This window comes from Acinetobacter sp. V104_13, assembly GCF_031798995.1.
GTDB lineage: Bacteria > Pseudomonadota > Gammaproteobacteria > Pseudomonadales > Moraxellaceae > Acinetobacter > Acinetobacter pittii.
In genome coordinates this window covers 54,739-77,930 of record NZ_JAVQNP010000010.1, presented here as the reverse complement: position 1 = coordinate 77,930, position 23,192 = coordinate 54,739, and the positions used below count along the sequence as shown (strand labels likewise).

Annotated in this window: 21 protein-coding genes; 9 read left to right on the top strand and 12 right to left on the bottom strand. The window is 38.5% G+C overall.

Annotation, left to right across the window (positions count from 1 at the left end):
- Positions 1 to 59: 59 nt before the first annotated feature.
- A complete protein-coding gene (pheA, locus tag RMB06_RS02115; RefSeq protein ID WP_002049199.1) occupies positions 60 to 1,169 on the bottom strand; it encodes a prephenate dehydratase in 1,110 nt (369 codons plus the stop codon).
- Between the two features lie 183 nt (positions 1,170 to 1,352).
- On the opposite strand from pheA, the gene RMB06_RS02110 reads away from it, so the two are divergent.
- Together RMB06_RS02110 and RMB06_RS02105 are read left to right on the top strand one after the other, a co-directional pair.
- Entirely contained in the window at positions 1,353 to 2,297 is a 945-nt protein-coding gene (locus RMB06_RS02110; RefSeq protein WP_311078045.1) for an alpha/beta hydrolase-fold protein, read from the top strand.
- A 108-nt stretch (positions 2,298 to 2,405) separates the two neighbouring features.
- The gene (locus tag RMB06_RS02105; RefSeq protein ID WP_311078044.1) at positions 2,406 to 3,032 is read left to right on the top strand and encodes a hypothetical protein; all 627 of its coding nucleotides are present in this window, start codon (positions 2,406 to 2,408) and stop codon (positions 3,030 to 3,032) included.
- Positions 3,033 to 3,082: 50 nt separating this feature from the next.
- Here RMB06_RS02105 and RMB06_RS02100 read toward each other — a convergent pair whose 3' ends face one another.
- The gene (locus RMB06_RS02100; RefSeq protein WP_311078043.1) at positions 3,083 to 4,228 is read right to left on the bottom strand and encodes an acyl-CoA dehydrogenase family protein; all 1,146 of its coding nucleotides are present in this window, start codon (positions 4,226 to 4,228) and stop codon (positions 3,083 to 3,085) included.
- Between the two features lie 163 nt (positions 4,229 to 4,391).
- The gene (locus RMB06_RS02095) at positions 4,392 to 5,750 is read right to left on the bottom strand and encodes a dicarboxylate/amino acid:cation symporter (RefSeq protein WP_002118145.1); all 1,359 of its coding nucleotides are present in this window, start codon (positions 5,748 to 5,750) and stop codon (positions 4,392 to 4,394) included.
- Positions 5,751 to 6,253: 503 nt separating this feature from the next.
- Between RMB06_RS02095 and RMB06_RS02090 the strand changes: the two genes are divergently transcribed.
- Positions 6,254 to 7,267, top strand: a complete 1,014-nt coding sequence (locus tag RMB06_RS02090) for a glycosyl transferase family protein (protein WP_311078042.1) — start codon at positions 6,254 to 6,256, stop codon at positions 7,265 to 7,267.
- Between the two features lie 201 nt (positions 7,268 to 7,468).
- Here the strand turns inward: RMB06_RS02090 and RMB06_RS02085 are convergent, their stop codons facing one another.
- Positions 7,469 to 7,741, bottom strand: a complete 273-nt coding sequence (locus RMB06_RS02085) for a YeaC family protein (protein ID WP_002118245.1) — start codon at positions 7,739 to 7,741, stop codon at positions 7,469 to 7,471.
- A complete protein-coding gene (locus RMB06_RS02080) occupies positions 7,738 to 8,646 on the bottom strand; it encodes an NAD(+) kinase (protein ID WP_005073476.1) in 909 nt (302 codons plus the stop codon). Before RMB06_RS02080 ends, RMB06_RS02085 begins: the two co-directional genes overlap by 4 nt.
- A gap of 185 nt (positions 8,647 to 8,831) precedes the next feature.
- Here RMB06_RS02080 and mrcB point away from each other — a divergent pair, with 185 nt between their 5' ends.
- On the top strand, positions 8,832 to 11,228 hold the full coding sequence (mrcB, locus tag RMB06_RS02075; RefSeq protein ID WP_311078041.1) for a penicillin-binding protein 1B: 2,397 nt from the start codon (positions 8,832 to 8,834) through the stop codon (positions 11,226 to 11,228).
- Positions 11,229 to 11,249: 21 nt separating this feature from the next.
- Entirely contained in the window at positions 11,250 to 11,798 is a 549-nt protein-coding gene (locus RMB06_RS02070) for a tetratricopeptide repeat protein (RefSeq protein WP_002118198.1), read from the top strand.
- 25 nt (positions 11,799 to 11,823) lie between these two features.
- Here RMB06_RS02070 and RMB06_RS02065 read toward each other — a convergent pair whose 3' ends face one another.
- Positions 11,824 to 12,720 (bottom strand): NUDIX domain-containing protein, encoded by an 897-nt coding sequence (locus RMB06_RS02065; RefSeq protein WP_311078040.1) that lies wholly within the window; start codon positions 12,718 to 12,720, stop codon positions 11,824 to 11,826.
- 136 nt (positions 12,721 to 12,856) lie between these two features.
- Between RMB06_RS02065 and hemP the strand changes: the two genes are divergently transcribed.
- Complete coding sequence (gene hemP / locus RMB06_RS02060) at positions 12,857 to 13,027, top strand: hemin uptake protein HemP (protein WP_002118129.1); 171 nt, start codon at positions 12,857 to 12,859, stop codon at positions 13,025 to 13,027.
- Between the two features lie 72 nt (positions 13,028 to 13,099).
- Here hemP and RMB06_RS02055 read toward each other — a convergent pair whose 3' ends face one another.
- The 4 genes from RMB06_RS02055 to RMB06_RS02040 all read right to left on the bottom strand — a co-directional run bounded on the left by RMB06_RS02055 (position 13,100) and on the right by RMB06_RS02040 (position 17,405).
- Positions 13,100 to 14,440, bottom strand: a complete 1,341-nt coding sequence (locus tag RMB06_RS02055; RefSeq protein WP_311078039.1) for an ATP-binding protein — start codon at positions 14,438 to 14,440, stop codon at positions 13,100 to 13,102.
- Complete coding sequence (locus RMB06_RS02050; protein ID WP_130118923.1) at positions 14,437 to 15,099, bottom strand: response regulator transcription factor; 663 nt, start codon at positions 15,097 to 15,099, stop codon at positions 14,437 to 14,439. The genes RMB06_RS02055 and RMB06_RS02050 overlap by 4 nt, the downstream gene beginning before the upstream one ends.
- Before the next feature lie 108 nt (positions 15,100 to 15,207).
- Complete coding sequence (locus RMB06_RS02045; RefSeq protein WP_002118236.1) at positions 15,208 to 15,567, bottom strand: NirD/YgiW/YdeI family stress tolerance protein; 360 nt, start codon at positions 15,565 to 15,567, stop codon at positions 15,208 to 15,210.
- Between the two features lie 80 nt (positions 15,568 to 15,647).
- Positions 15,648 to 17,405: a GspE/PulE family protein gene (locus RMB06_RS02040; RefSeq protein WP_130118924.1), complete on the bottom strand. Its 1,758-nt coding sequence runs from the start codon at positions 17,403 to 17,405 to the stop codon at positions 15,648 to 15,650.
- 255 nt (positions 17,406 to 17,660) lie between these two features.
- Between RMB06_RS02040 and RMB06_RS02035 the strand changes: the two genes are divergently transcribed.
- Positions 17,661 to 18,932, top strand: coding sequence for a DUF4010 domain-containing protein (locus tag RMB06_RS02035; protein WP_101663095.1), 1,272 nt, complete (start codon positions 17,661 to 17,663; stop codon positions 18,930 to 18,932).
- Positions 18,933 to 18,940: 8 nt separating this feature from the next.
- Here RMB06_RS02035 and tsaA read toward each other — a convergent pair whose 3' ends face one another.
- Positions 18,941 to 19,672 carry a tRNA (N6-threonylcarbamoyladenosine(37)-N6)-methyltransferase TrmO gene (gene tsaA, locus RMB06_RS02030; RefSeq protein ID WP_101663094.1) on the bottom strand — a complete coding sequence of 244 codons (732 nt, stop codon included), beginning with the start codon at positions 19,670 to 19,672 and terminating at the stop codon, positions 18,941 to 18,943.
- Positions 19,673 to 19,773: 101 nt separating this feature from the next.
- Between tsaA and RMB06_RS02025 the strand changes: the two genes are divergently transcribed.
- A complete protein-coding gene (locus RMB06_RS02025; RefSeq protein WP_002118187.1) occupies positions 19,774 to 20,553 on the top strand; it encodes a ferredoxin--NADP reductase in 780 nt (259 codons plus the stop codon).
- A gap of 55 nt (positions 20,554 to 20,608) precedes the next feature.
- On the opposite strand, the gene RMB06_RS02020 is transcribed toward RMB06_RS02025, so the two are convergent.
- Positions 20,609 to 21,478, bottom strand: coding sequence for a PhzF family phenazine biosynthesis protein (locus tag RMB06_RS02020; RefSeq protein WP_311078037.1), 870 nt, complete (start codon positions 21,476 to 21,478; stop codon positions 20,609 to 20,611).
- Positions 21,479 to 21,707: 229 nt separating this feature from the next.
- Here RMB06_RS02020 and RMB06_RS02015 point away from each other — a divergent pair, with 229 nt between their 5' ends.
- Positions 21,708 to 23,174, top strand: a complete 1,467-nt coding sequence (locus RMB06_RS02015) for a PLP-dependent aminotransferase family protein (protein WP_311078072.1) — start codon at positions 21,708 to 21,710, stop codon at positions 23,172 to 23,174.
- Positions 23,175 to 23,192: the final 18 nt, after the last annotated feature.

The window sequence follows — 23,192 nt, the reverse complement described above, 5'->3', positions numbered from 1 at the left end:
TGTTTTTAAGCATAATGACATGCCCATCTTGATGCATGTCATTACTCCAACATGAGTGATTAAAGAACGGCAGCAGGATAAGAACCTAAAATACGAAGCTCTTTTACCATTGGGCGAATATCATTGATTGCCGCAGCAACATTCTCTTGATCGATATGACCTTCTAAATCGATAAAGAATACATATGCCCATTTTTCAGGTAATGCTGGACGGGTCTCAATACTTGTTAAGCTAATATTATGTTTTGCAAACGGCGCTAAAATTTCTAATAAAGCACCAGCACGGTCATGTGCTGAAATTAATAATGAAGTTTTGTCATTGCCACTTTGTGGAATTTTTTCACGGCCAATGACTAAGAAACGAGTAGTATTTTCCGGATTATCTTCAATATTGCTATGTAAAATTTCAAGGTTATACATACCTGCTGCAATATCTGATGCAATCGCTGCTGAATGCCATTCGTTGCGAATACGACGTGCAGCTTCTGCATTTGAGTTTAAAGCAACACGTTCAACACCCGGATAATGCGCGTCTAACCATTGACGACATTGAGCTAAAGTTTGTTGGTGTGCATAAATCTGTTTAATACTGTCTTTACGTGTATTTTCAGAGACAAGGAATTGATGATGAATACGTAATTCAACTTCACCAATCACATTTAAATTCGATGTTTTAAAACAATCTAAAGTATGGTTCACAATACCTTCAGATGAGTTTTCAACTGGCACTACGCCGTAATGTGCACTACCAGCTTCTACTTCACGGAACACTTCATCAATTGTTGGTAATGGACGAACAACTGCATCTTTACCAAAGTGTTTAAGCACGGCAGATTGAGTAAAAGTCCCTTCCGGTCCTAAAAATGCAATACTTTGCGGAGCTTCTAAAGCAAGGCAAGCAGACATAATTTCACGGAACAAACGCGCCATGGTGACATCAGACAAAGGACCTTGGTTGCGCTCCATGACTTTGCGTAAAACTTGTGCTTCACGTTCAGGACGATAAAACAAAGGATTCTCTTCGGAAGCAAATTTAGCTTTAGCAACAGCTTCAGCAAGGCTTGCGCGGCGATTTAATAATTCTTGAATCTGTTGATCTACACTATCAATATCTTCACGAATTTGTTCTAAACTAAGAGAAGTCGTTTTGTTTTGATCATCGTTGATCATTAGAATGCAGCCTCAGTAAAATCATCTTTTAAACGAGAGTATAACAATAGTCTGCTTTGATTTGTTAGGCAATATAGCTGTAAGAGCTTTTTTCATTAACCTTTTTGCTTCCATTTCTTGATTACTTTATTTGATAATGATTTTCATTTATCATTTGTATAATAAATTTTATTATCGCCCATTATGCAAAGATCATTTTTCCTTTTATCTACTAGTTTTTTATTGAGTACTTTAATAAGCTGTTCTACCTTCGCCCAAACGCCTATACAAAATCAACCAAAAATCGTTTTTCAAAATAATCAGGCTCAATTTCAAATTAAATCTAAAAATACAGGCCATGATTATCTTATTCAAATTTATAAACCACCTGTCGCCCCGCCCCAACATGGATATCCAGTACTTTATATATTAGATGGAAATGCTACATTTCCAAGTGCTGCCAATATTGCCCAGTCGATTGGCGCTGGTTCTAACAAATTAGGACTAGATCCACTCATGATCGTAGCGGTTGGTTACCCTCAGCAAAAAACCTTTGATGTGCAAAAGCGTGCTTATGATTACACTCCAAAACCTTCTGCCCAATTTCAAGCACAAGGTAAATATAAATATGGCGGTGCTGATCAGTTTATTGCTTTTTTAAATCGCGAACTCAAGCCTACAATTGCAAAACAATTTCCGATTAATAGCCAACAGCAAAGTCTTTATGGACATTCTTTTGGAGGTTTATTTGTGCTTTATCATTTTTTTCAAAAGCCAGATGCATTTCAGCGTTACTTTGCTGCAAGCCCTTCCCTCTGGTTTGACCAAGGAGTGTTATTTCAGCAGTTAAATCATTGGCAAAGTCAGAAACCAAATCATTCCCCTTTACTCATGACCACAGTCGGGACAAATGAGCAAGGTGGCTCTCGTACTCAACTTAACAATAAATTTAATGAAGCAGATTTCTTTAAAGCTTTAGAGAATAAACGTTCAAACCAATTTAGTTATTGGCATTTTTATAATCCAGCTGAACAACACATTACAAATTTGTATGCGAGCTTGCCTAAAGCGCTTATGTTTGCTTCTTGTCAAAATTTAGAAAGCTGTAAATCTTTATTTGATGGGCCATTGCAGCAGCCAGCCAAGTAAAAACATAATTACATTTAAAGATGATTATTTTGTTGTTCTTAAAGATAGTCCTCTTAATATATAGATTGGTTATACTGACTCAATATGTCATAACAACAGTAAAATAGAATGAATAAAATTATTGTTTTAAGCCTATTGGGTTTTGCAACTTTTAGTTTAACGGCTTGTGGCGGTTGTCCAATAATTGCAGGTTGCAATGGTACTGATAATTCTCCGTACTATATGACGACTGTCGGTAATCAAGTTCGTGGCATTCCAATCCCACCTCAAACCAAGCTGACATATCAGTCACAACATTTTAGGCAGAAATATGAGCAAACACATGCTTTAAAAGAGAAAAATTTATCAGGCATCTATTTACCACCAGATATAGCAATCATTTGGGGCGGTATGCCAGTAGATATGTTTATACAGTTTTCTAATCCCGAAATGAAAGGCTTCTCGGTCTATCCAGCACGAGGATTTAAAGCAGAATTATCAAATGAATTTTTACGTTTATGGAAAAGCTGTGAAAGTGATTTAAACATTAACTTAAAGAATCCAAATGATTGGTCATTTAATCCTGAAAATATGAAAATAACGGGTTGTGGTGTCGTATTTCAAGAACGTAGTAAATACACCGAAGATTCATTCCATCAAGATGAAGCTGATGAGTTTTTAAGAAAGATGAATCATGCATTACAGCAATTACCGAAACAACAAGACTATCCTGTCATTCATCAAACTAACAAATAGGTAATATAAAAAAGCCTACTCAAAGGTAAGCTTTTTTTAAATCTATTTAATTAGGCTTTGCCAATTAATCCACGCGCTACGATTTCTTTCATAATTTCATTTGTACCACCGTAAATACGTTGAATACGTGCATCTACAAAGAAACGTGAAATTGGATATTCAGTCATATAACCATAGCCACCAAAAAGTTGCAGCAAGTTATCTGCGACTTTCATTTGCATGTCAGTGCTGAAGCTTTTAAGCGCTGCCGCAGTTTCCACATCTAGCTTGCCTTCTTGATATAGAGCAACATTTCTCTCATAGAAAGCAGCTGTAGCAAGCTCATCAATTTTTGCTTGTGCTAGAACAAAACGAGTATTTTGGAACTGTGAAATAGGTTGACCAAATGCATGACGTTCTTTTACATAAGCAGTTGCCAAATCAATTGCACCACGAATAGCGCCAATTGCGGTAGATGCAATAGCGGTACGTTCACGTGGTAACTCTTGCATTAAATAAGCAAAGCCTTGTCCAGCTTGACCGAGTAACTGGTTTTTAGGAATCTTAACATTGTCAAAAAATAGCTCAGATGTGTCTTGAGAATGTAGACCGATTTTGTCTAAATTTGTGCCTTTTTTAAAGCCTTCTAGATGCGTATCTGCCAATAATAATGACACGCCTTTTGCACGCGCTTGAGGATCAGTTTTTACTGCAAGCACCACAAGATCAGCATGTTGTCCATTTGAAATAAAGGTTTTTGAGCCATTTAATAAATAATGGTCATCTTGCAAAATGGCACTGGTACGCATTGATTGTAAATCCGAGCCTGCTCCAGGTTCAGTCATACCAATTGCACCAACCACTTCACCTGTTACCATTTTCGGTAACCAATATTGTTTTTGCTCTTCTGTCCCGATATGTAAAATATACGGTGCAGCAATTTCAGAGTGGCAAGAAATCGCTGTTGATAATGCACAAAAACCAGCGCGTGCCGATTCTTCAACCAACATTAATGAATAATAGGTTGGCACGCCATAACCACCGTATTCTTCTGGAACATCCACACATAAAAAGCCATTTTCGCCCAGTTGATTCCAGACAGCACGTGGCATAATTCCTTCGCGTTCCCATTGATCGTATTGCGGTGCAATATGCTCATTCATAAAACGTTTAAAATTATCACGGAATAATTCTAAATCTGCATCGTATGCCAACATAATATTTTCCTTCAGCTTTATTGTTTTATCGAATCTCATTGCTCTGCATGCTAATCATTTTTTTAGCAACTGTCATGGCATAGCTGCTCATTAAAACTGTACTTTTCAGTCAGCCAATAAAAAAGGAAGCCAAAGCTTCCTTTTTTATATAGGTTTATTTGAATTAATCTAAACCTTCAGCGACTTGAGGAGTTTTTTGCTCCATCATTTTTCTGTCGACTTCATCTGGATTATTTAAAGCATCATTTAGCTTATCTTTATCTAAAGCACCGACCCATTTTGCAACAACAATCGTTGCTAATGAGTTACCAACAAGGTTAGTTAATGCACGGGCTTCTGACATGAAACGGTCAATACCTAAAATCAATGCCAGACCTGCCACTGGAATATGTCCTACAGCAGATAAAGTTGCAGCCATAACAATAAAGCCAGAGCCTGTTACACCCGCAGCACCCTTAGATGAAATTAAGAGTACCAACAACAAAGTAATCTGATGTTGAATATCAAGCTGTGTATTTGTTGCCTGAGCAATAAAGATTGCGGCCATAGTCAAATAAATTGACGTACCATCAAGGTTAAATGAATAACCTGTTGGAATAACCAAACCAACTACAGATTTTTCACAACCTGCAATTTCAAGTTTACGTAACATGCGAGGCAAAACAGATTCAGAAGAAGATGTACCAAGTACAATTAATAACTCTTCACGAATCAGGCGAATCATCTTAAGGATACTGAATCCGCTAATACGGCTGATTGTACCCAAAATTAAGAAGATAAAGAGTAAGCACGTAATATAGAAGCAGATAATGAGCTGCCCTAATTGTACGAGTGAACCAACACCATATTTACCGATAGTAAATGCCATTGCACCGAATGCACCAATCGGAGCTAATTTCATGACCATATTCACAATGTTAAAGAACACGTGTGCAACTTGATCAATAAATTTTAAAACTGGACGTCCTGCATCACCTAACTTATGTAAAGCAAAACCAAAGAGAATTGCAAAAAGAAGGACTTGTAAGATTTCACCATTTGCAAATGCGCCAACTACCGTATCTGGGATGATGTGCATTAAGAAATCAATGGTAGATTGTGACTCACCAGAACTGACGTATTTTTGAATGCCCGAAGTATCGAGAGTGGTAGGGTCAACATTCATCCCTACACCCGGTTTAGCAATGTTAATTACAACAAGGCCAATTAGAAGTGCAATTGTTGAAACGATTTCAAAGTATAACAACGCAACGCCGCCAGTTTTTCCGACTGACTTCATGCTTTCCATGCCAGCAATACCGCTTACCACGGTACAGAAAATAACTGGAGCAATGATCATCTTGATCAAACGAATAAAGGCATCACCTAATGGCTTGAGTTTTTCACCTAACCCCGGAATATGCTGTTCGACACCATTGACAATTTGCGTTGAGCTTGGGGAAAAATGTCCTACCAAGATACCCGCAATAATCGCAATAATCACCTGAAAATAAAGTGATTTATAAATCGGTTTTTTAGCCATAACTTTACTTCAATCTATATTTCCAAGTCCGTTGGAAATACCAAAATGAAACGTCTATTCTTTACGAATACACAGCCCTAACCTTTCACATTAACACCGCAAAAGGGAAATGGTTTTTTGGGAACAAAAAACCTTCCTACTACCTCAATGAAAACAAAATCAATGTTTTCTAAAACAGGAGAATACCTGAAGTTTCTAACCACTTTGAGTAGCTAGAAATAACCTCTTACTTTTTCAATAAAAAGCTGAAGATATAGGAGAATCACATAAAATTATGATATGAGTGCTCAAAAAAGCACGGGAAAGTGTACTCGAATTAAATAACGATTCGATTAATTTTTTAGCTAATACGCATAAAAAACACTCAGGCAGTCCTAAGACTTTAGTATAAGAAACACTTTTGATATTTTTTCAGCAGCTTTTTATGTCATATTGATTAAATACTTGTGGACATTTCATTTTGAGCTGCCTACATCCCATCATTTTTATTGTTTTGAACTACGATGAATACTAAACGTAATATCTATAAAGATGCTGAACATCCCTTTGCTCAATATGTCCGTATTTTAGGTAAGGGGAAAACCGGATCTCGCTCTTTAAGTTATGAAGAAGCTTATCAAGCATTTACCATGATTTTAAAAGGTGAAGTATTAGATGTGCAGCTAGGTGCATTTTTAATGCTGCTTCGGGTTAAAGAAGAATCGATTGAAGAACTCGCAGGTTTCGTTCAAGCGACTAAAGACCAGCTTCATTTTGAGCCTTTAGCTGTTGATTTAGATTGGTCATCTTATGCAGGTAAGCGAAAACACTATCCATGGTTTTTGTTAGCCGCTCTTACACTTGCCCAGCATGGCCACAAAATTGTTATGCATGGTGCATCAGGTCACACGCTTAACCGTGTTTATACTGAGCAAGTCTTAGAATATCTTGGTTATCAAATTTGCCATTCTGAACAAGAAGTCCGTACGCAATTAGCAGAGCAAAATTTCGCTTACTTACCACTAGATGTGATTTCACCAGTTTTAAGCGAATTGATATCTCTAAGAAATGTCATGGGATTGCGTTCGCCTATTCATACTTTGGCCCGTTTAATTAATCCTTTTAAAGCTAAAGCTACCTTACAAGCAATATTTCACCCTGCTTACAGAACTTCCCACCAACATAGCGCATTACGCTTAGGCTATCAAAATAGTGCCGTTATTAAAGGCGAAGGTGGTGAATTTGAACGAAACCCAGATGCCAAAACACTCATTTGTGGTATTAAAAATGGTGAGCTCTATGAACATGAGTTGCCAAAGCTCACACCTGAGCGAAGCCCAATTGAAGAAGAATTAGATTTAGCAACGTTTAAAGCAGTATGGCTTGGTCAACAGCACCATGAATATGGGGAAATGGCAGTAACAGAAACCATCGGAATCGCGCTATATACGATGGGCGTTGTTGCTAATTTTGAAGAAGCGATGCAAAAAGCAAAAGTGTTATGGGATACACGAAATTTAAGCAATCTTAATTCGTAGTTAACAAATGCTATCGTGAAGGTCGACATGGATGTCGACCATATCACTGCGATACAGGAAGTATCGTCAGTGATACAAAGGATTTTTGGTTACTTTTGATCCTTCAAAAGTAATAAAAGCCTATATGCTATAACTTATGAAAAACATGCTATATAAGGCTGTATGGAATAACCAAAAATAATTTTTCTGTCTTATTAAGTTTTAAACAAAACGAATAGGTTTAAACTCTGGTTCATGCTTGTGATGATCATCATCACACTCTTCACCTTCTTCTTTGGTACCACGGTCAATATACCCACTACGCTGATCTTCTGGTAAGTTCTTCAACTCCCAAGCGATTACAGCTTGCATGCAAGTTTCACGCTGCTCTTTAGTTAAAACAACGCCGTTTGGCCATTTACCAATTTCTACTGCTGTTTTTAAACGCTCCACAATTTCAGGGTTTAAAACAGATAGCATTTGTTCAATATTCATGATTCATCTCTTTGAAAAGATTCAAAATCTTGGTTCCAACCAAGTTTGGTACGGCAGGCCATATAGAAATCATAACCTGGTGGATGCAATAAACTTAGTTTAAATGGGTGTTTACGGATGTGTAAACTGTCTCCAACATTGAGCGAGACACTATGTTGTCCATCTGCACTCACCATTGGTAACACCCGATTTTCGCGAATAACGATTTTAATTTCGCTTTGACCACCGACTACGATGGGACGTGATGACAATGTATGGGGATGCATTGGAACTAATGCAATAGCATCCATACTTGGATGTAAAATTGGGCCACCACCTGACAATGCATAAGCCGTTGATCCAGTTGGCGTCGAAACAATTAAACCATCACTATGTTGGCGGTAAACATATTGACCATCAATATTAAGTTCGAAGTCAATCATGTGTACCGATTTACCCGAGTGCAAAACCACATCATTTAAGGCAATCGCGTCATAAATGACTTCACCATTTGTTCGTACTTCCATTTCAAGCAAGAAACGACGGTCAAGCTGGAAATGCCCTTGAAGTACTTGGTCAAGTTTAAAAATGGCTTCTGAAGGTTTGATATCAGTTAAAAAACCTAACCGCCCGCGGTTGATACCAATAACAGGCGTATTATAGCGAACTAAAGCTCTAGCAGCGTGGAGTAAAGAACCGTCACCTCCAACAACTATGACTAAATCAGCAACTTCACCCAATAAATGACGACTTACAATTTGTGCATGATCATAAGGCACTAATTCAGCAGTTTCCTGATCAAAAATGGGGTTTAAACCTAGGTTCAACAAATGATCATGAATTAAACATAGTGTTTCTACTACTGATGATTTATCTGGTCGACCGATTAACCCGACGTTTCTGAAGGACTTATGTGAAATTTGCACGAATGAGTAAGCTCCGCTGCGATACTTGGCTATAATAACATTAACCTGATTAATTTAAAAAAACATAACAACAAGATGCTGTAAAATTCAATCTAAGTTTTCCAATTATTCACAGTTTTATCATTGCAAATTGATGACAAGCTATCGCATCATTACAGGCATTGTTAGGGTTTTATCTCATTTTTATGAAGTTTGAACGTGGTATCGGTTTCTTTGCACTAATCTTTTCCATTTTGGTCATTGGTGCTTTTATTGCTCTTAGTATCTATCTGATTCGTTTAGATAATATTATCCGTGAAAAATTTGAAGGACAACGGTGGGATATTCCTGCCAAAGTGTTCGCACGACCTTTGGAAATTTATAATAACGCACCTATTACCCAAGCAAATTTCACTCAAGAATTAAAACTCTTGGGTTACAAAACTTCAAGTAATTATGACAAGTCTGGAACCTATGTTGCTCAGGGTAGCAATATGTATATCCATACACGTGGTTTTGATTACGGCGACAGTGTTGAACCCGAACAAGTACTAGAGTTAAGTTTTGCAAATGACCAAGTTGCTGAAGTTAGAAGTACCAAACCTTCTTCAACTGGTGTTGCGCGACTAGAGCCACTTCTGATTGGAGGGATCTACCCTCAACATAATGAAGACCGTGTTCTCATTAAACTGAATAATGTCCCTAAACCACTTATTGAAGCTTTAATTTCAACAGAAGACCGTAATTTCTATCATCATCACGGTATTTCAATTCGTGGTACTGCCCGTGCATTAGTGAGTAATATTACAGGCGGAAAGCGTCAAGGTGGTTCAACCCTAACTCAACAATTAGTTAAAAACTTCTACCTTACACCTGAACGCACCTTAAAACGTAAAGTTAATGAAGCATTAATGGCTTTACTCATTGAGCTGCATTACAGCAAAGATGAAATTTTAGAAGCTTATTTAAATGAAGTGAATCTAGGCCAAAATGGAAGCTACTCAATTAATGGCTATGGTTTGGCTTCACAATTTTATTTTGGTTTACCGTTACGTGAACTCAATGTTTCACAACAAGCTTATTTAGTCGGTTTGGTGCAAGGCCCTTCTTTGTATAACCCTTGGAAAAATCCTGAAGGTGCGAAAAAACGCCGCGATACCGTGTTAAATAACATGCGTGTAATGGGCTATTTAACTCAAGCAGAATATGAAGATGAAATTGCACGTCCTTTAAATGTGTTAAGTAAGCCAAGTTTAGGCCCTGCAAAATTCCCTGACTTTTTAGATATTGTGCGTCGTCAATTACGCACAGAATATCAAGAAAGTGATTTAACTAATCAGGGCTTACGTATTTTTACGACTTTAGACCCAATTACTCAAACCCAAGTTCAAAATGCGTTTAAAGCTTCAGTAGACCGCTTAGCAAATAGTAATCCAGCCCGTTTGAAAAACTTACAGGGTGCGGTACTCATTGCACATCCAGAAAACGGCGAGCTCGTTGCTGCTGTTGGTTCTACACAAGACTTTACTGGTTTTAACCGTGCTGTGGATGCAAAACGCCAAGTCGGTTCTTTATTGAAACCTGTCATTTATTTAAGCGCTATTGAATCTGGGCGTTACAACTGGGCAACCCAAATTGAAGATGCACCGATTAGTGTTCCTGTAGATGGCGGTAAAAGCTGGACACCTAAAAACTACAGTGGTGGCGGACATGGTGTAGTCAGCCTGAGTGAAGCTTTAGCAAATTCATATAACCTATCTGCTGTTCGCTTGGGTCAAGAATTTGGTCTATCGACATTTACCAATAATCTAAGAAAGTTTGGTGTTGAATCAACCATTCCTGCTTACCCTTCTATTTTCCTTGGTGCAGTCAATATGTCACCAATGGAGGTTCTGGGAATTTATGAGAACTTTGCTACAGGTGGCTTTAAATATCCAACTCGTGCCATTCGATCTGTCGTAGATGCAAATGGTCGCCTGCTTGACCGTTATGGCCTGAATGTTCAACAAACCATTGATCCATCTGTTGGTTATATCATGAACTATGGTTTACAACAGGTTATGTCTTCGGGTACTGGTCGCGCAGCTTATAATAGCTTGTCTCCTGCTTTAAAATTGGCAGGTAAATCAGGTACGACTAACGATACACGTGACTCATGGTTTGCGGGCTACTCAGGCAACCACGTTGCTGTAGTTTGGTTAGGTTTAGATGACAACAAAGTGACTGGCTTAACGGGTTCATCTGGTGCATTGCCAGTATGGATTAATGTGATGAAACAATTACGTCAAACGCCTGTAAATCTACGTCAACCAGACACAGTACAGTGGCAGTGGATTGACCGTGCAACGGGTGATTTATCTGCTCAGGCATGTGATGGTGCAATGTATATTCCGATGCTAACGCATACGGTTCCACACCGTGCTACGCCATGTGGAGCACCTTATTATCAAGTTGATCCAACATATACGCCACAAAGTGATAACACAATTCCTGATTCTCAGGATGATAATACCGACAGTTATATTCGTGAAAGTGAAAACCAGATGGAACAAGATCTGTCAAACAACTCACGTGTAATTTCAAGTGGTAGTTATAATAACTAAGCGTTAACAGGAAATTAGGATATGTTGAAGAAAGGTGTTTTTTATATTGGTGCTGTTCTTATGGTCGGCTGTACAACTCTGCCCGATCATTCTGACTCCAAAGAGAAAACACCTACTCCTCCAGTCAAAAAGACGGAAACTCCATCGGGTGTAAAAATTACACCTTATGATCATCCGGAAATTCAACGCAAAAATTTACAGGTGATCGTTCCTCAACAGAAAAAGCCTCAACATTTTAGTGATGATGGTAGCCAGTTACCCGCATTTAAAGTTTTAATGCAAAAAACACAGCAGGCTTATAAAAATCAGCAATGGTCAGAGGCAGAGCGCTATGCACTTCAAGCACAGCGTTTAGCGCCACAAGCGGCTGAGACTTATTTATTTCTTGCGCTTACGGCAAATCATAAACAGCAATATTCTAATGCTGAGTCTTTAGCAAGACGTGGTTTGAGTTTTGCCCAAAGTCAGCCAATGAAAAAGCAGCTATGGTTAGTCATCTTAAAAGCTGGGCAACAACGCAATAATCAAAAAACTGTTCAAGAAGCACAGCAAGCATTAAAAGCCCTCTAGCTTTTAATGCTTTTTTATTTTCTCATTAGAAATTACGAATACCTGCTAAGCCATGTGCACCATGCTGCTGTGCAGTGGCTAAATCATCCGGATGCACTCCTCCTAATGCAAAAACCGGAATCTGGCTATTTTGGGCAAGCTCACTAAAACGTTCCCAACCTAATGCTACAGCTTCTGGATGAGTCGTTGTTGGCTTTACAGGACTAATAAAAACAGCATCACAACCAATCTGCTGAGCTTGCTTTAAAGAAACAGCATCATGACAAGCAGCAATATAACGTATGCCCACTGTTAAATCGCCTTTATGCAAATTCATGAGCTGAGATTGTTTTAAATGAACGGTCTTTATTTGTTTTTGTAATTCGGGGCTTAATTGCTGCCAAATATCTACATTTATAATTAAATTTGATCGTTGCCCTTCATCTAAAGCAGTTAATTGCTCTATATATTGCTCAGATTCATTTTCTATACGCCAATACAATAAAGCATCACTGCTTTCTACTGTTGAAAGCGTATTGCTAATTTTGATGAGATGAGGCCAATAGAGTCGTTTTATGATGTTTTTATTGGCTTTTGGAAAGTTTAAATGAAGTAGCTGATCACGTGTGTACCATGCCCATGGCTGGTGAATAAGATTTAATAACTCATCAGGTACATAACTATGGAACAAATGAAGGTTGACGATAATGTCATCATATTCATGGTGAATATAATCAAACTGATGCCAATCTTTTAAACCAATACCCACTTCTTCATAGATTTCACGGCGGCAGGCTTCTTCTGGTGTTTCACCCTGCTCAACCTTCCCTCCAGGGAACTCATGCTTTCCACCTTGATGTTGCTGCTCTTCGCGCCATCCAACTAATATTTTTCCACGATGGATCAAGATTGCTATAGCGACATCGACTATTGGTTTGGGCATCTTTTTACTCTCTAAAACTTTTCTCAAGTGTAAGCAAATTTTATCATTTTATAAAATCTTAAAAATCTCATTGACAGATCTATTCGATAATGATTATCATTTAAATCGTTCAAGAACATACCACGGAGCACAACAAATGAACGCACCTTTTAGCTTATTTACCCGTAACAATGACACAGCTCACGCCTTACCAATGTTACATTCTAATAACCTCTTTGCATTAGGCCGTGAAATTCGCATTATGCATGCTGGCGAGGAATATCGTTTACGCCTCACTCGCAACAATCGCCTAATTTTAACTAAATAAAAAACATACTCGCGTTTCAATAATATTCGTGGGAAAACAAAAAATGGATAGCATGGGTAACCATGCTATTTTTTATGAAGGAAGAATAATCTCTGCCCTCAGACCACCTTGTTCAGCATGCATAAAACGTAACTTGCCATTATGCAATTCAATAATTTTTCGAGTAATTGAAATTCCTAACCCAGAACCTTGCTGCTGAGTACCAAGCACCCGAAAAAAACGCTGCCCTAACCGTAATAGCACTTCATCATCTACTCCATTTCCCGTGTCTTCAATAGACACCTTAATTTGCTGTTCATGCTGACTAATCTCAACATGAATAGAGCCTAGTGTCGGGCTATAACGAATGGCGTTATCAAATAAATTTCTAAAAGCAATAAACAGTAATTCTTCATTCGCATATGTTTTAGTTTCTGTCGATAAAGTATTGGTCTCTATCAACATCTGTTTAGCTTTCGCATCTAAATCTACAGTTTCAATCACTCTTGCCAACAAGTAATTTAAATCGATAACTGTCTTAGGCAGTTCGGGCTGCTCAGCTTCATTAGGTTCCAAGCGTGCAAGAAGTAATAAATTTTCAAGTATTTTTGTACTTCTAGAAACGTCTTCTTGTATGCGTTCAAAATCTTGATGAAGTTCTGGAAGATGTTGGTATTTACGCTGCAAAACCTGAAGACGCATTTGTATAGCAGACAAGGGAGAACGTAGCTCATGCGAAGCATCCGCGGTAAAACGCTGTTCAGCAACGAGAGCTCTTTGCAGTCTTGCAAGCAATTGATTTAAAGCATCTATAACAGGTTGAATTTCTGTAATGACATCCGGCTCTTGAATCGGTTCTAAATTTGATGCAGTTTTTTGAGCAATCCGTCTAGAGAGTAGATTTAACGCGGCCAACTCATGTTCGGTACGCCAACTTATAATCACCCATTGTAATAGCCAGAACAACACCATAAGACCGCTATATCCAGCAAGTGCTTTAAGTACCTCTTCCACACGCGTACTCATTGGTTGAAAAACTTCAACTTGTAGCTGAGAGTCTTCTTGTTGTGCAGCCAGACTACGCCATAATTGTCCATCAAACCAAAAATACGAAAAACCTTCTGATAAGTTACCTTGCTCAAAAAGTTCATGCTGATAGCTGTGAGAATGAGTAAGTACTTGGCCTGTGTTTAATAACTCATACTGAATATCAAATTCATCACTCAGCTCATCAAACTGTTTCATGGAGTGTTCAGAAAGATCGGAAACCAGCAAAGTATCTGAAATTTCATCCATGATTTCATCTTGCACTGACATGTTGTGATAGATAGAAAATATGGTGAGTAAGCTTAAAGCCAGTAATCCCACCACGATACTACTCCACATCGTGGTTTTAACCAGTTGCGACTGCAAAGATGAGCTATTCGATTTCATTTTATATCTCCCATACGGTAGCCTAGCCCCCGTATGGTTTTAATACTGCTGCTTCCGATTTTTTTTCGAAGTTGATAAATAAATACTTCGATTGCGTTACTTTCAATTTCCTCGCCCCATGCATAGAGTGCTTCTTCTAATTGATCACGGGTAATAATATGCTCGGGATGCACCATAAGCTTACGCAATATTTGGAATTCTTTTGCAGTTAAATCGATAGACTTGCCAGCGCTTAATACGACTTTCGCTTGTGTATCAAGTTGTAGGTCACCCCATGTTAAAACCGATTGCTGACTCAAAGTTTGTTTGCGTAATTGAGCGCGGATGCGAGCCGATAATTCTTCTAAACTAAAAGGCTTAACCAAATAATCATTTGCACCTAAATCTAGCCCCTCTACCCGATCATGAATGCTGTCACGTGCAGTAATAAAAATAACAGGAACATTTTTTTGTTTATGGCGGATCGTTGTTAAAATCTTTTCACCAGCCAGTTGAGGCAGCCCCCGATCAAGTAAAATACAGTCATAATCATGCTGTTCGATTGCCGTAAGTGCATAATCACCTCTTTCGACCCAATCTACCTGATAACCGTCTAACTCTAACCATGATTGAATGCTTTCAGCTTGAGAGCGATCATCTTCTGCAAGCAAAATTCTCATCTATTTTTCCTGTTATATCCTGATTTGATCTTGCCAAGCCTTTATAAAAAAAGCAAAGCCGCATGATTTAAATGCGGCTAAAAGTAGTACATCTACAGACCTTATTCATTAGAACTGAACTTGATCTACATCAATTTCTACGCGTTTTAAAGGTTTATAGTCAATGTCTACTTCACCAATTAAAGTCACATTTGTATTGGCTGAAATAGGGCGACCTTGCCAAAGTTCATCATCTACATCAATTGTAATGCTACCTGTCTTGTCACGGAATTGATATTTTTCATCACCTAAAGATTTTACAACCTGACCATGTAATTTGATCGGTGTATTATCTTTTGAGGTTAATGCCTGTTTTACTGTGGTGACAGTTGCTGGAGCAATTGCAGCTTGATTCACTGGTGTATTCGCCACAACTACGCCAGCAGCAGTCATACCAGCAGTCATCAACATTACTTTAAGCATATTCATATTATTACCCTCTGTTTATGGTTCCCTATTGGGATAAAGCAATTAAATCAAGCATAAATGAGGTGAATCTTAAGAAAAACTTAATTTAATGGCACAACCCTCAAGACCTCTTCTAATGTCGTAAGTCCTTCAATCACTTTACGGGCTCCCGCAATTCTTAAAGGTTCTATACCTTCTTTTTTAGTTTGAGTTCTTAAATTATTTAATGTGACATGACTACTAATAAGGTGTTTAAGCTCAAGACTGACCGGCATAAACTCGTAAATACCGACTCGCCCTTTATAGCCTGTATGTCGACATTCTTCGCAGCCTACCGCTTGATAAACCGTTTCAGGCATTTCCATAATGTAGTCAAAGGTTAGGTGTTCCCACTCATCCTCATTAATGTGAGTTTTTTGCTTACAGTGTGGGCAAAGCTGCCGTACTAAACGCTGTGCGAGCACACCTAAAATGGTTGCGGCTGTCAGAAATGGCTGTACACCTAAATCATGCAAACGAGTCAAACTAGACGGTGCATCATTGGTATGTAAAGTTGATAAAACCAAATGACCTGTTAATGCTGCCTGAATGGCCATATTCGCTGTATCTTGATCACGAATTTCCCCAATCATAATAATGTCGGGGTCTTGTCGCATCAGTGCACGCACACCGTCTGCAAAGCCTAATTCAATTGCATTATTCACCTGCATTTGGTTAAAACTAGGCTCTAGCATTTCAATCGGATCTTCAATGGTACATACATTGACCTGTTCGGTTGCAAGCTGCTTTAAGGATGAATATAGCGTGGTCGTTTTACCGGAGCCTGTGGGACCCGTGACTAAAATAATACCGTGGCTATTTTTTGTTAATTGTTGCCACTGTTGTAATAAACGCTCTTCAAAACCCAGTTGCTGAAAAGAACGCACCAACACATCAGGATCGAAAATACGCATAACCAGTTTTTCACCAAATGCGGTTGGTAAGGTTGATAAACGTAATTCGGTTTCTTGCCCTTTAGGTGTACGTGTTTTTAACCGGCCATCTTGCGGTTTACGTTTTTCCGCTACATTTAAACGTCCTAAAATTTTAATCCGAGAAATCACGGCGGTCAGTGTATTTGAAGGCATGTTATAAATGGTGTGCAAAACGCCATCAATCCTAAACCTGACTTTACCATTATCTTTACGCGGTTCCATGTGAATGTCACTGGCACTCTGCTCAAATGCAAACTGTAAAATCCAATCGACTAATTTCACAATATGCTGATCATTAGCATCTGGGTTTTGACTATCGCCAAGCTGCAAAAGTGCTTCAACATTTTTACTGTCACGGTCATGAGCTGCATCTTTTTGAGCAGAGTTTACCGCGCGACTCACCTGATAATATTCGCGCAAATAGCGTTGTAACTGTTCGGGATTAAGCAGTACCCGTTCAATCTTTTTAGGCGCTAGACTACGTTCAAGATTATTAAGCCAATCTGTTTGAAATGGTTGATCTGTTCCAATCACGATTCGGTCAGCATGAATTTCAACAGCTAAAATATGGTTACGAATGGCAAACTCTTGTGACATGACCTGCGTTAAAGCACTGACATCTGCCTTTAAAGGATCGATCACAAATAGAGGTAGCTGAACCCGATCTGCAAACCATAAACATAAGCGGTTTAAACTCAAATGGGCATGCGTGTGTTGCTGATCTTTTAAATTAAAATGTGCAATCCACTGTAATGGATGCCACTTTAACTGGTCTTTTTGGCGGTGACTTGTCTGTACCAGTAATTTATCTCGTTCTGTTATACGGCCTTCTTGTAATAGTTGTTCTAGACACCAATACGTATCTATTTCTACATGTGCATTCATGCGTTATCCCCAATATATTTTTATAATATAGCAGAGATGTTTTATATTTAAATATCCTTTAACATCAGTTAATTAAACCAATTCTCATCTTAATATTTTTTTGTGTCACAGGTCATATTTATAGAAATATTTTCTACATAGTTTTGTCTAAAAAAGACACTATGCTCACTATAATAAAAAGCATAAACTGAACATGAATACATAATTTTAAAATGATTCAAATCCACATATAACAATAAGCGAAGAGGAAGTAATATGGAACTTCCAATGACAATGTCATTACAAACAGCATCATTTGAAGAATTCATTACAGTGATTGCTGCGGCGCTTGGTTGTGGCTTATTAATTGGTTTAGAACGAGAACGAAGTAAGCTTAAACATGAATATAAAACCTTTGCGGGTTTCCGTTCTTTTGCAATTAGTGCTTTATTAGGAGCGGTCTGTTTTTTATTTGGCATTGAAATTGGAATTGTGGGTGCCTTACTCATTGGTGCCATTAGTATTGTTTCCCTCAAAAATCAACCCAATGACCCGGGCGTGACCACCGAACTCGCCTTTATTATGACTTACTTCATCGGGGCACTTTGCATTTGGAATATTTCGCTCGCTGCCGGCCTAGCTGTGATCATGACAACTATCTTAATAGCTAAGCAGTCTATGCATGGCATTGCCAGTCAGTGGATTACTGAATCAGAATTACGTGATGGTATTTTTCTACTTGCCTTACTGTTAATTGCTTTGCCTTTAGTTCCAAATAAACCTTTTTGGGGTCCAGTTTTAAATCCACATGTGATTTTAAAATTACTGACTTTAATCTTATTTGTACAAGCCCTTGCCCATATAGCAAAGCGACTTTTGTCGTCTAAAAATGCTTTATTGCTTTCTTCTTTAGCTTCTGGATTTGTTTCTAGTACAGCAACTATTGCCAGTTTAGGTTTAGAAGTACGCTCTGGCAAAGCCAACGCAACAACAAATGCAGGTGCTGCATTGATGTCTTGCGTTTCAACACTGATTCAAACCTTAATTATTGTGATCGGTATTAGCTTTGCTTGGTTCAAGCTGATTATATTTCCTACACTTATTGCCTTAGTAGTTTTAGCAGTATGGGCCTTTATTTTATTACGTAAAGCCGAGCCTAGTACGGCTTCGCCCGAGCTTGACTCAAGAATGTTCAGCTTAAAAGAAGCCATTATTATTGCGGGTACACTTACCCTTATTCAGGCAGGTGTTTATGGTTTAAGTATATCTTTAGGCGATGCGGGATTAATCGCGGGGACCTTACTTGCTTCTTTATTTGAAATACATGCAGCTATAGCGGCGGTCATTGTGCAAGGTGAACCTGATAGCGCACATATGACACCTTTATTAATTGCCTTTTTAGGAGGTTTTGCAGTTCACGCTCTTGCTAAAAGTGTGAACTCTGCAATTTCGGGCGGACTACGCTATGCCCTTGCTTTCGTTCCCGCCCAGCTCATTCATATGGCTATTTTTATTACTTTACTTTGGCTCAACATCCACTGGTTTTAAAATATCTATTATGCAAGCGCAGAAGTCTTCACCACATCAATGACGGTAACTACAAATTGATCGACCTTAAAATGAATATCAAAGTCTGAAAATTTCATTTTATAAATTCTTTCAGGGTCTTCTTGATAGGCAGGCCGAGGATCTAAAGCTAACACTTGCTCAAGCTCATTAATGTACTGCGAATCTATTTCTTTATTTTGAAGAAAATATTTTTGAGCTGTTAACGCAGCTTCAGTCCAAATGACTGCCTTTCGTTCAGGCTCTGCATGCGCATAACCACTTTGAGCCTCCTCAATTGCATCAGAATATTGAATATAGGGTTTGATATCTAAAATTGGGGTGCCATTTAATAAATCACTTCCCGTGACATAGACACGGACAGACTTGCCCACCTTTTCCACTTTATTAAGTTTTACAACTGAAAGCCCAATTGGAGAAGGTCTATACATACTTCGTGTAGCAAATACTCCAATTTTTTCATTACCACCTAAACGTGGCGGACGAACCTGTGGACGGAACTTAGCTGCATTGCCTTGATTTTTATTGTCATGAAACTGCCAAACTAACCAGAGATGACTAAATTGCTCAATTCCCTCGAATGCTAACAAGTCGTTATATGGTTCTACCATATCAATATAAGACTCGATATTGACCAAATTAGGCTGGCGTGGAATACCGAATTTTTCACGATAGGGAGAGCACATGTGGCCAATGATGGGGAAGGTGACAGAATTGATCATCACTTTTTCTTATAAACACAATTAAATATATTCAGTTTATCGGGAATGAAATTAGATTAGAATAGCAATCTGTTTTCTTTTAATCGTGATCGAGACCTTTAATGGCTGCTTTTAACGTTGAACGCATTACTCATGTTCACCACTGGAATGACACTCTTTTCAGTTTTAAAACTACACGCGATACCAGCTTACGTTTTAAAAATGGTCAGTTCGTAATGATCGGACTTGAAGTGAATGGCAAACCGTTAATGCGTGCGTATTCGATTGCAAGTGCAAACTACGAAGAAGAGTTAGAATTCTTCTCAATTAAAGTACAAGACGGTCCTTTAACTTCGATTTTGCAAAAAGTACAAGTTGGTGATGAAATCTTAGTTTCTAAAAAACCAACAGGTACTTTGGTTCATGATGACCTTTTACCAGGTAAAAACTTATACCTTTTATCTTCTGGTACTGGTCTTGCACCATTCTTATCAATTATTCGTGATCCAGAAACTTACGAACGCTTTGAAAAAGTAATCGTTGTTCACGGTACACGCTATATTTCTGAATTAGCTTATCAAGACCTTATCTTGAACGAATTACCAAACCACGAATTCTTTGAAGAGTTAGGTATTAAAGACAAGCTTGTTTACTACCCTACTGTTACTCGTGAACCTTTCCACACTCAAGGCCGTGTAACAACTGCAATTGAAACTGGCGCTTTATTTGAAAAAATCGGTTTACCACGCTTCAACCGTGAAACTGACCGTGCAATGCTTTGCGGTAGCCCTGCATTCTTAAAAGATGTGGCTGCATTACTTGACCAACACGGTTTAGTTGAATCACCTCGTATGGGTGAAATGGGCGACTACGTCATTGAACGTGCGTTCGTAGAAAAATAATTTTTTCTAGAAATAAAAAAACCGAGGCAAAGTCCTCGGTTTTTTATTTCTGTTTTTATAACTTAATTGTGCCATCGATACAGGTGACAGCGGTTCCACCCACCAAAATTTTATCTTGATACAATTCAAGTTGAAGTTGTCCGTCTCGACCTACCGCCCCACCTTGTGAAGAAAGTACGACATCATTTTGTGCAGGAAGAATCCCATAATAACGAATAAATGAAGCTACACTACCATTACCACTACCACAAACAGGATCTTCATTTATTCCACATGAAGGGGCAAATGAACGAACTTCTATGTGTTTTTGTTCATCATTATTTTCATGAAAACCAAAAACTGTCGCACCCGTAACTTTCATTTCTAAGTCATGTTCTTTTAAAGCGGCAAAGTCTGGTTGGCTATCTAAAACAGCGTCAGCATTAACAGCTTGTAATACAATCCAGCGCGCCCCTACATCTACCAATGCAGCGTTCCATTGAGTATTAATTTCACATTTTAAAATTTCTGCTAATTTCTCAGTATGCATAGCAACTAGTGGAGTAATTTTAGGCTTAGGTAGTTCAAATGAAATATGACTTGATTCACTCACAGTCAGATTCACCAAACCAGCACCACACTGCTGTACCAGCTTACCTCCTTTCGCTTTAATTAGACCCGCCTCAAGCAAAGCATAGGCAGTACCAATTGTAGGATGGCCTGCAAATGGCAATTCATTTTGCGGAGTAAAGATTCGAACCTGATAGTCAGCTTGTGAATCGGTCGCAGGGAGCACAAATGTGGTTTCAGAAAGATTGGTCCAGTTCGCAATGGCTTGCATCTGCTCAGACGTTAAGGTGCTGGCGTCCATAATGACCGCAACAGGATTTCCTTTAAATGCTTGTGAAGTAAAAACATCAACTTGTTTAAATGCAACAACAGACATAGACCTCTCCTACTGATTTTAATATTAAAAAATATGGCTTTAAATCCTCACCATTTCTTGATCTTACTGATTTATTTTTAATGGTCACAGTATCAGTTAATATTAAAAATAATAGACACAGTTGTTAAAAATAGATTCAGATTAAATGGATAAATCTATAAAACTAACAATATTTGAGATAATTAAGAGATCACTATAAAGTGTATCCATTGCTTTGGCTTTTTAATGAATTGACATGTACAAATATAAAAAAGTGAGTGATGACCTCACCCTGCAAATTCAAAATGGCAGGCAGCCTATTGGTTCTCGGTTGCCATCAATTCGAGATTGTGCCCAGCATTATCAGGTTAGTATTAATACCGTAAAAGAAGCTTATCGCCAGCTTGAAGACCAAGGTTTAATTTCAGTTCGTCCACAGTCTGGTTACTATGTTTGTCATGCACCTTCAAACTTACTAGAACTCGAAGAGCGTTATGTCAGTGAAGAAAAAGTATCTCTTTCAGGAATTAGCTGTTTTCTCGCACAAATTGTTAAAAAGCAAATGGACCCCGACTATGTCAATTTAGCCCTAGCTTGCCCTTCTGGTGAAAATTTCTATCCAATTGAACGTTTAAAACGCTTAACTGCTCAAGTTTTACGGACACAACCAGACATTTTTAAAAACTATACTTTACCGCCTGGTTCTATACGTTTACGCACTCAAATTGCGAGGCGAGGCTTACAGCTTGGTATGTTTCTTTCAGCAGATGATATTGTACTCACTCATGGCACGATGGAGGCTTTAAGTCTCGCGATTATGGCAACAACTCAAGCAGGTGACAGCATAGCGCTTGAGATTCCTACATTTCACAACCTGTACCCACTCCTTCATAATTTAGGTCGAAAAATTGTAGAAGTACCGACCTCGCCACATACAGGTATGTGCCTTGATGCACTTGAAGAACTCTTAAAATCTCAAAGTGTACAAGCCATTTTAACCATTCCGACAGGACACAATCCTCTCGGTTTTAGCATGCCTGAGAGCAGCCGCCGTCGCTTGGCAGAGTTAGCTAATCAGTTTCAGATTCCTGTTATTGAAGATGCGATGTATGCCGAATTGCAACTCACCGAGCCTCTCTTGCCCAACATCAAAGCGTTTGACCAAAATGGATGGGTTTTGGTGTGTGGCAGCTATACCAAAACTGTGGCGCCCGACTATCGAATTGGTTGGCTAGAAGCTGGACGTTTCCGTAATATTGTGCAGCAGCTTAAATTTACAACCACTGTTGCTGAGCCTGCTTTACTCACAGAAACTTTAGGACTTTTCTTAGAGAATGGCGGATATGATCTACATTTACGTCAACTCAAAAAACGCTATCAACAACAAATTGACACCATCAAATCTTATATTTGCCGCTATTTTCCAGTCGGTACTCGAGTCAGTCGTCCACAAGCGGGATTTATTTTATGGTTAGAACTACCCGAATCAATTGATACCCTAGAACTGTTTCATCAGGCCATGGATGAAAAAATCTTATGTATGCCCGGAATTTTGTGTTCGGCTGATAAACGTTTTAGTCATTGTTTACGTATAGCAGCTTGTTTTGAGTTAAATCCCAAAATGTTAAATGCTTTGATGCGCTTAGGAGAGCTAGCAAAAAATATGCTGCCCGTACAAAAGGGTAATGATCAAATCCCTACTAATTCAGTAGGTTGAATCCCAAATCTGGAGTTA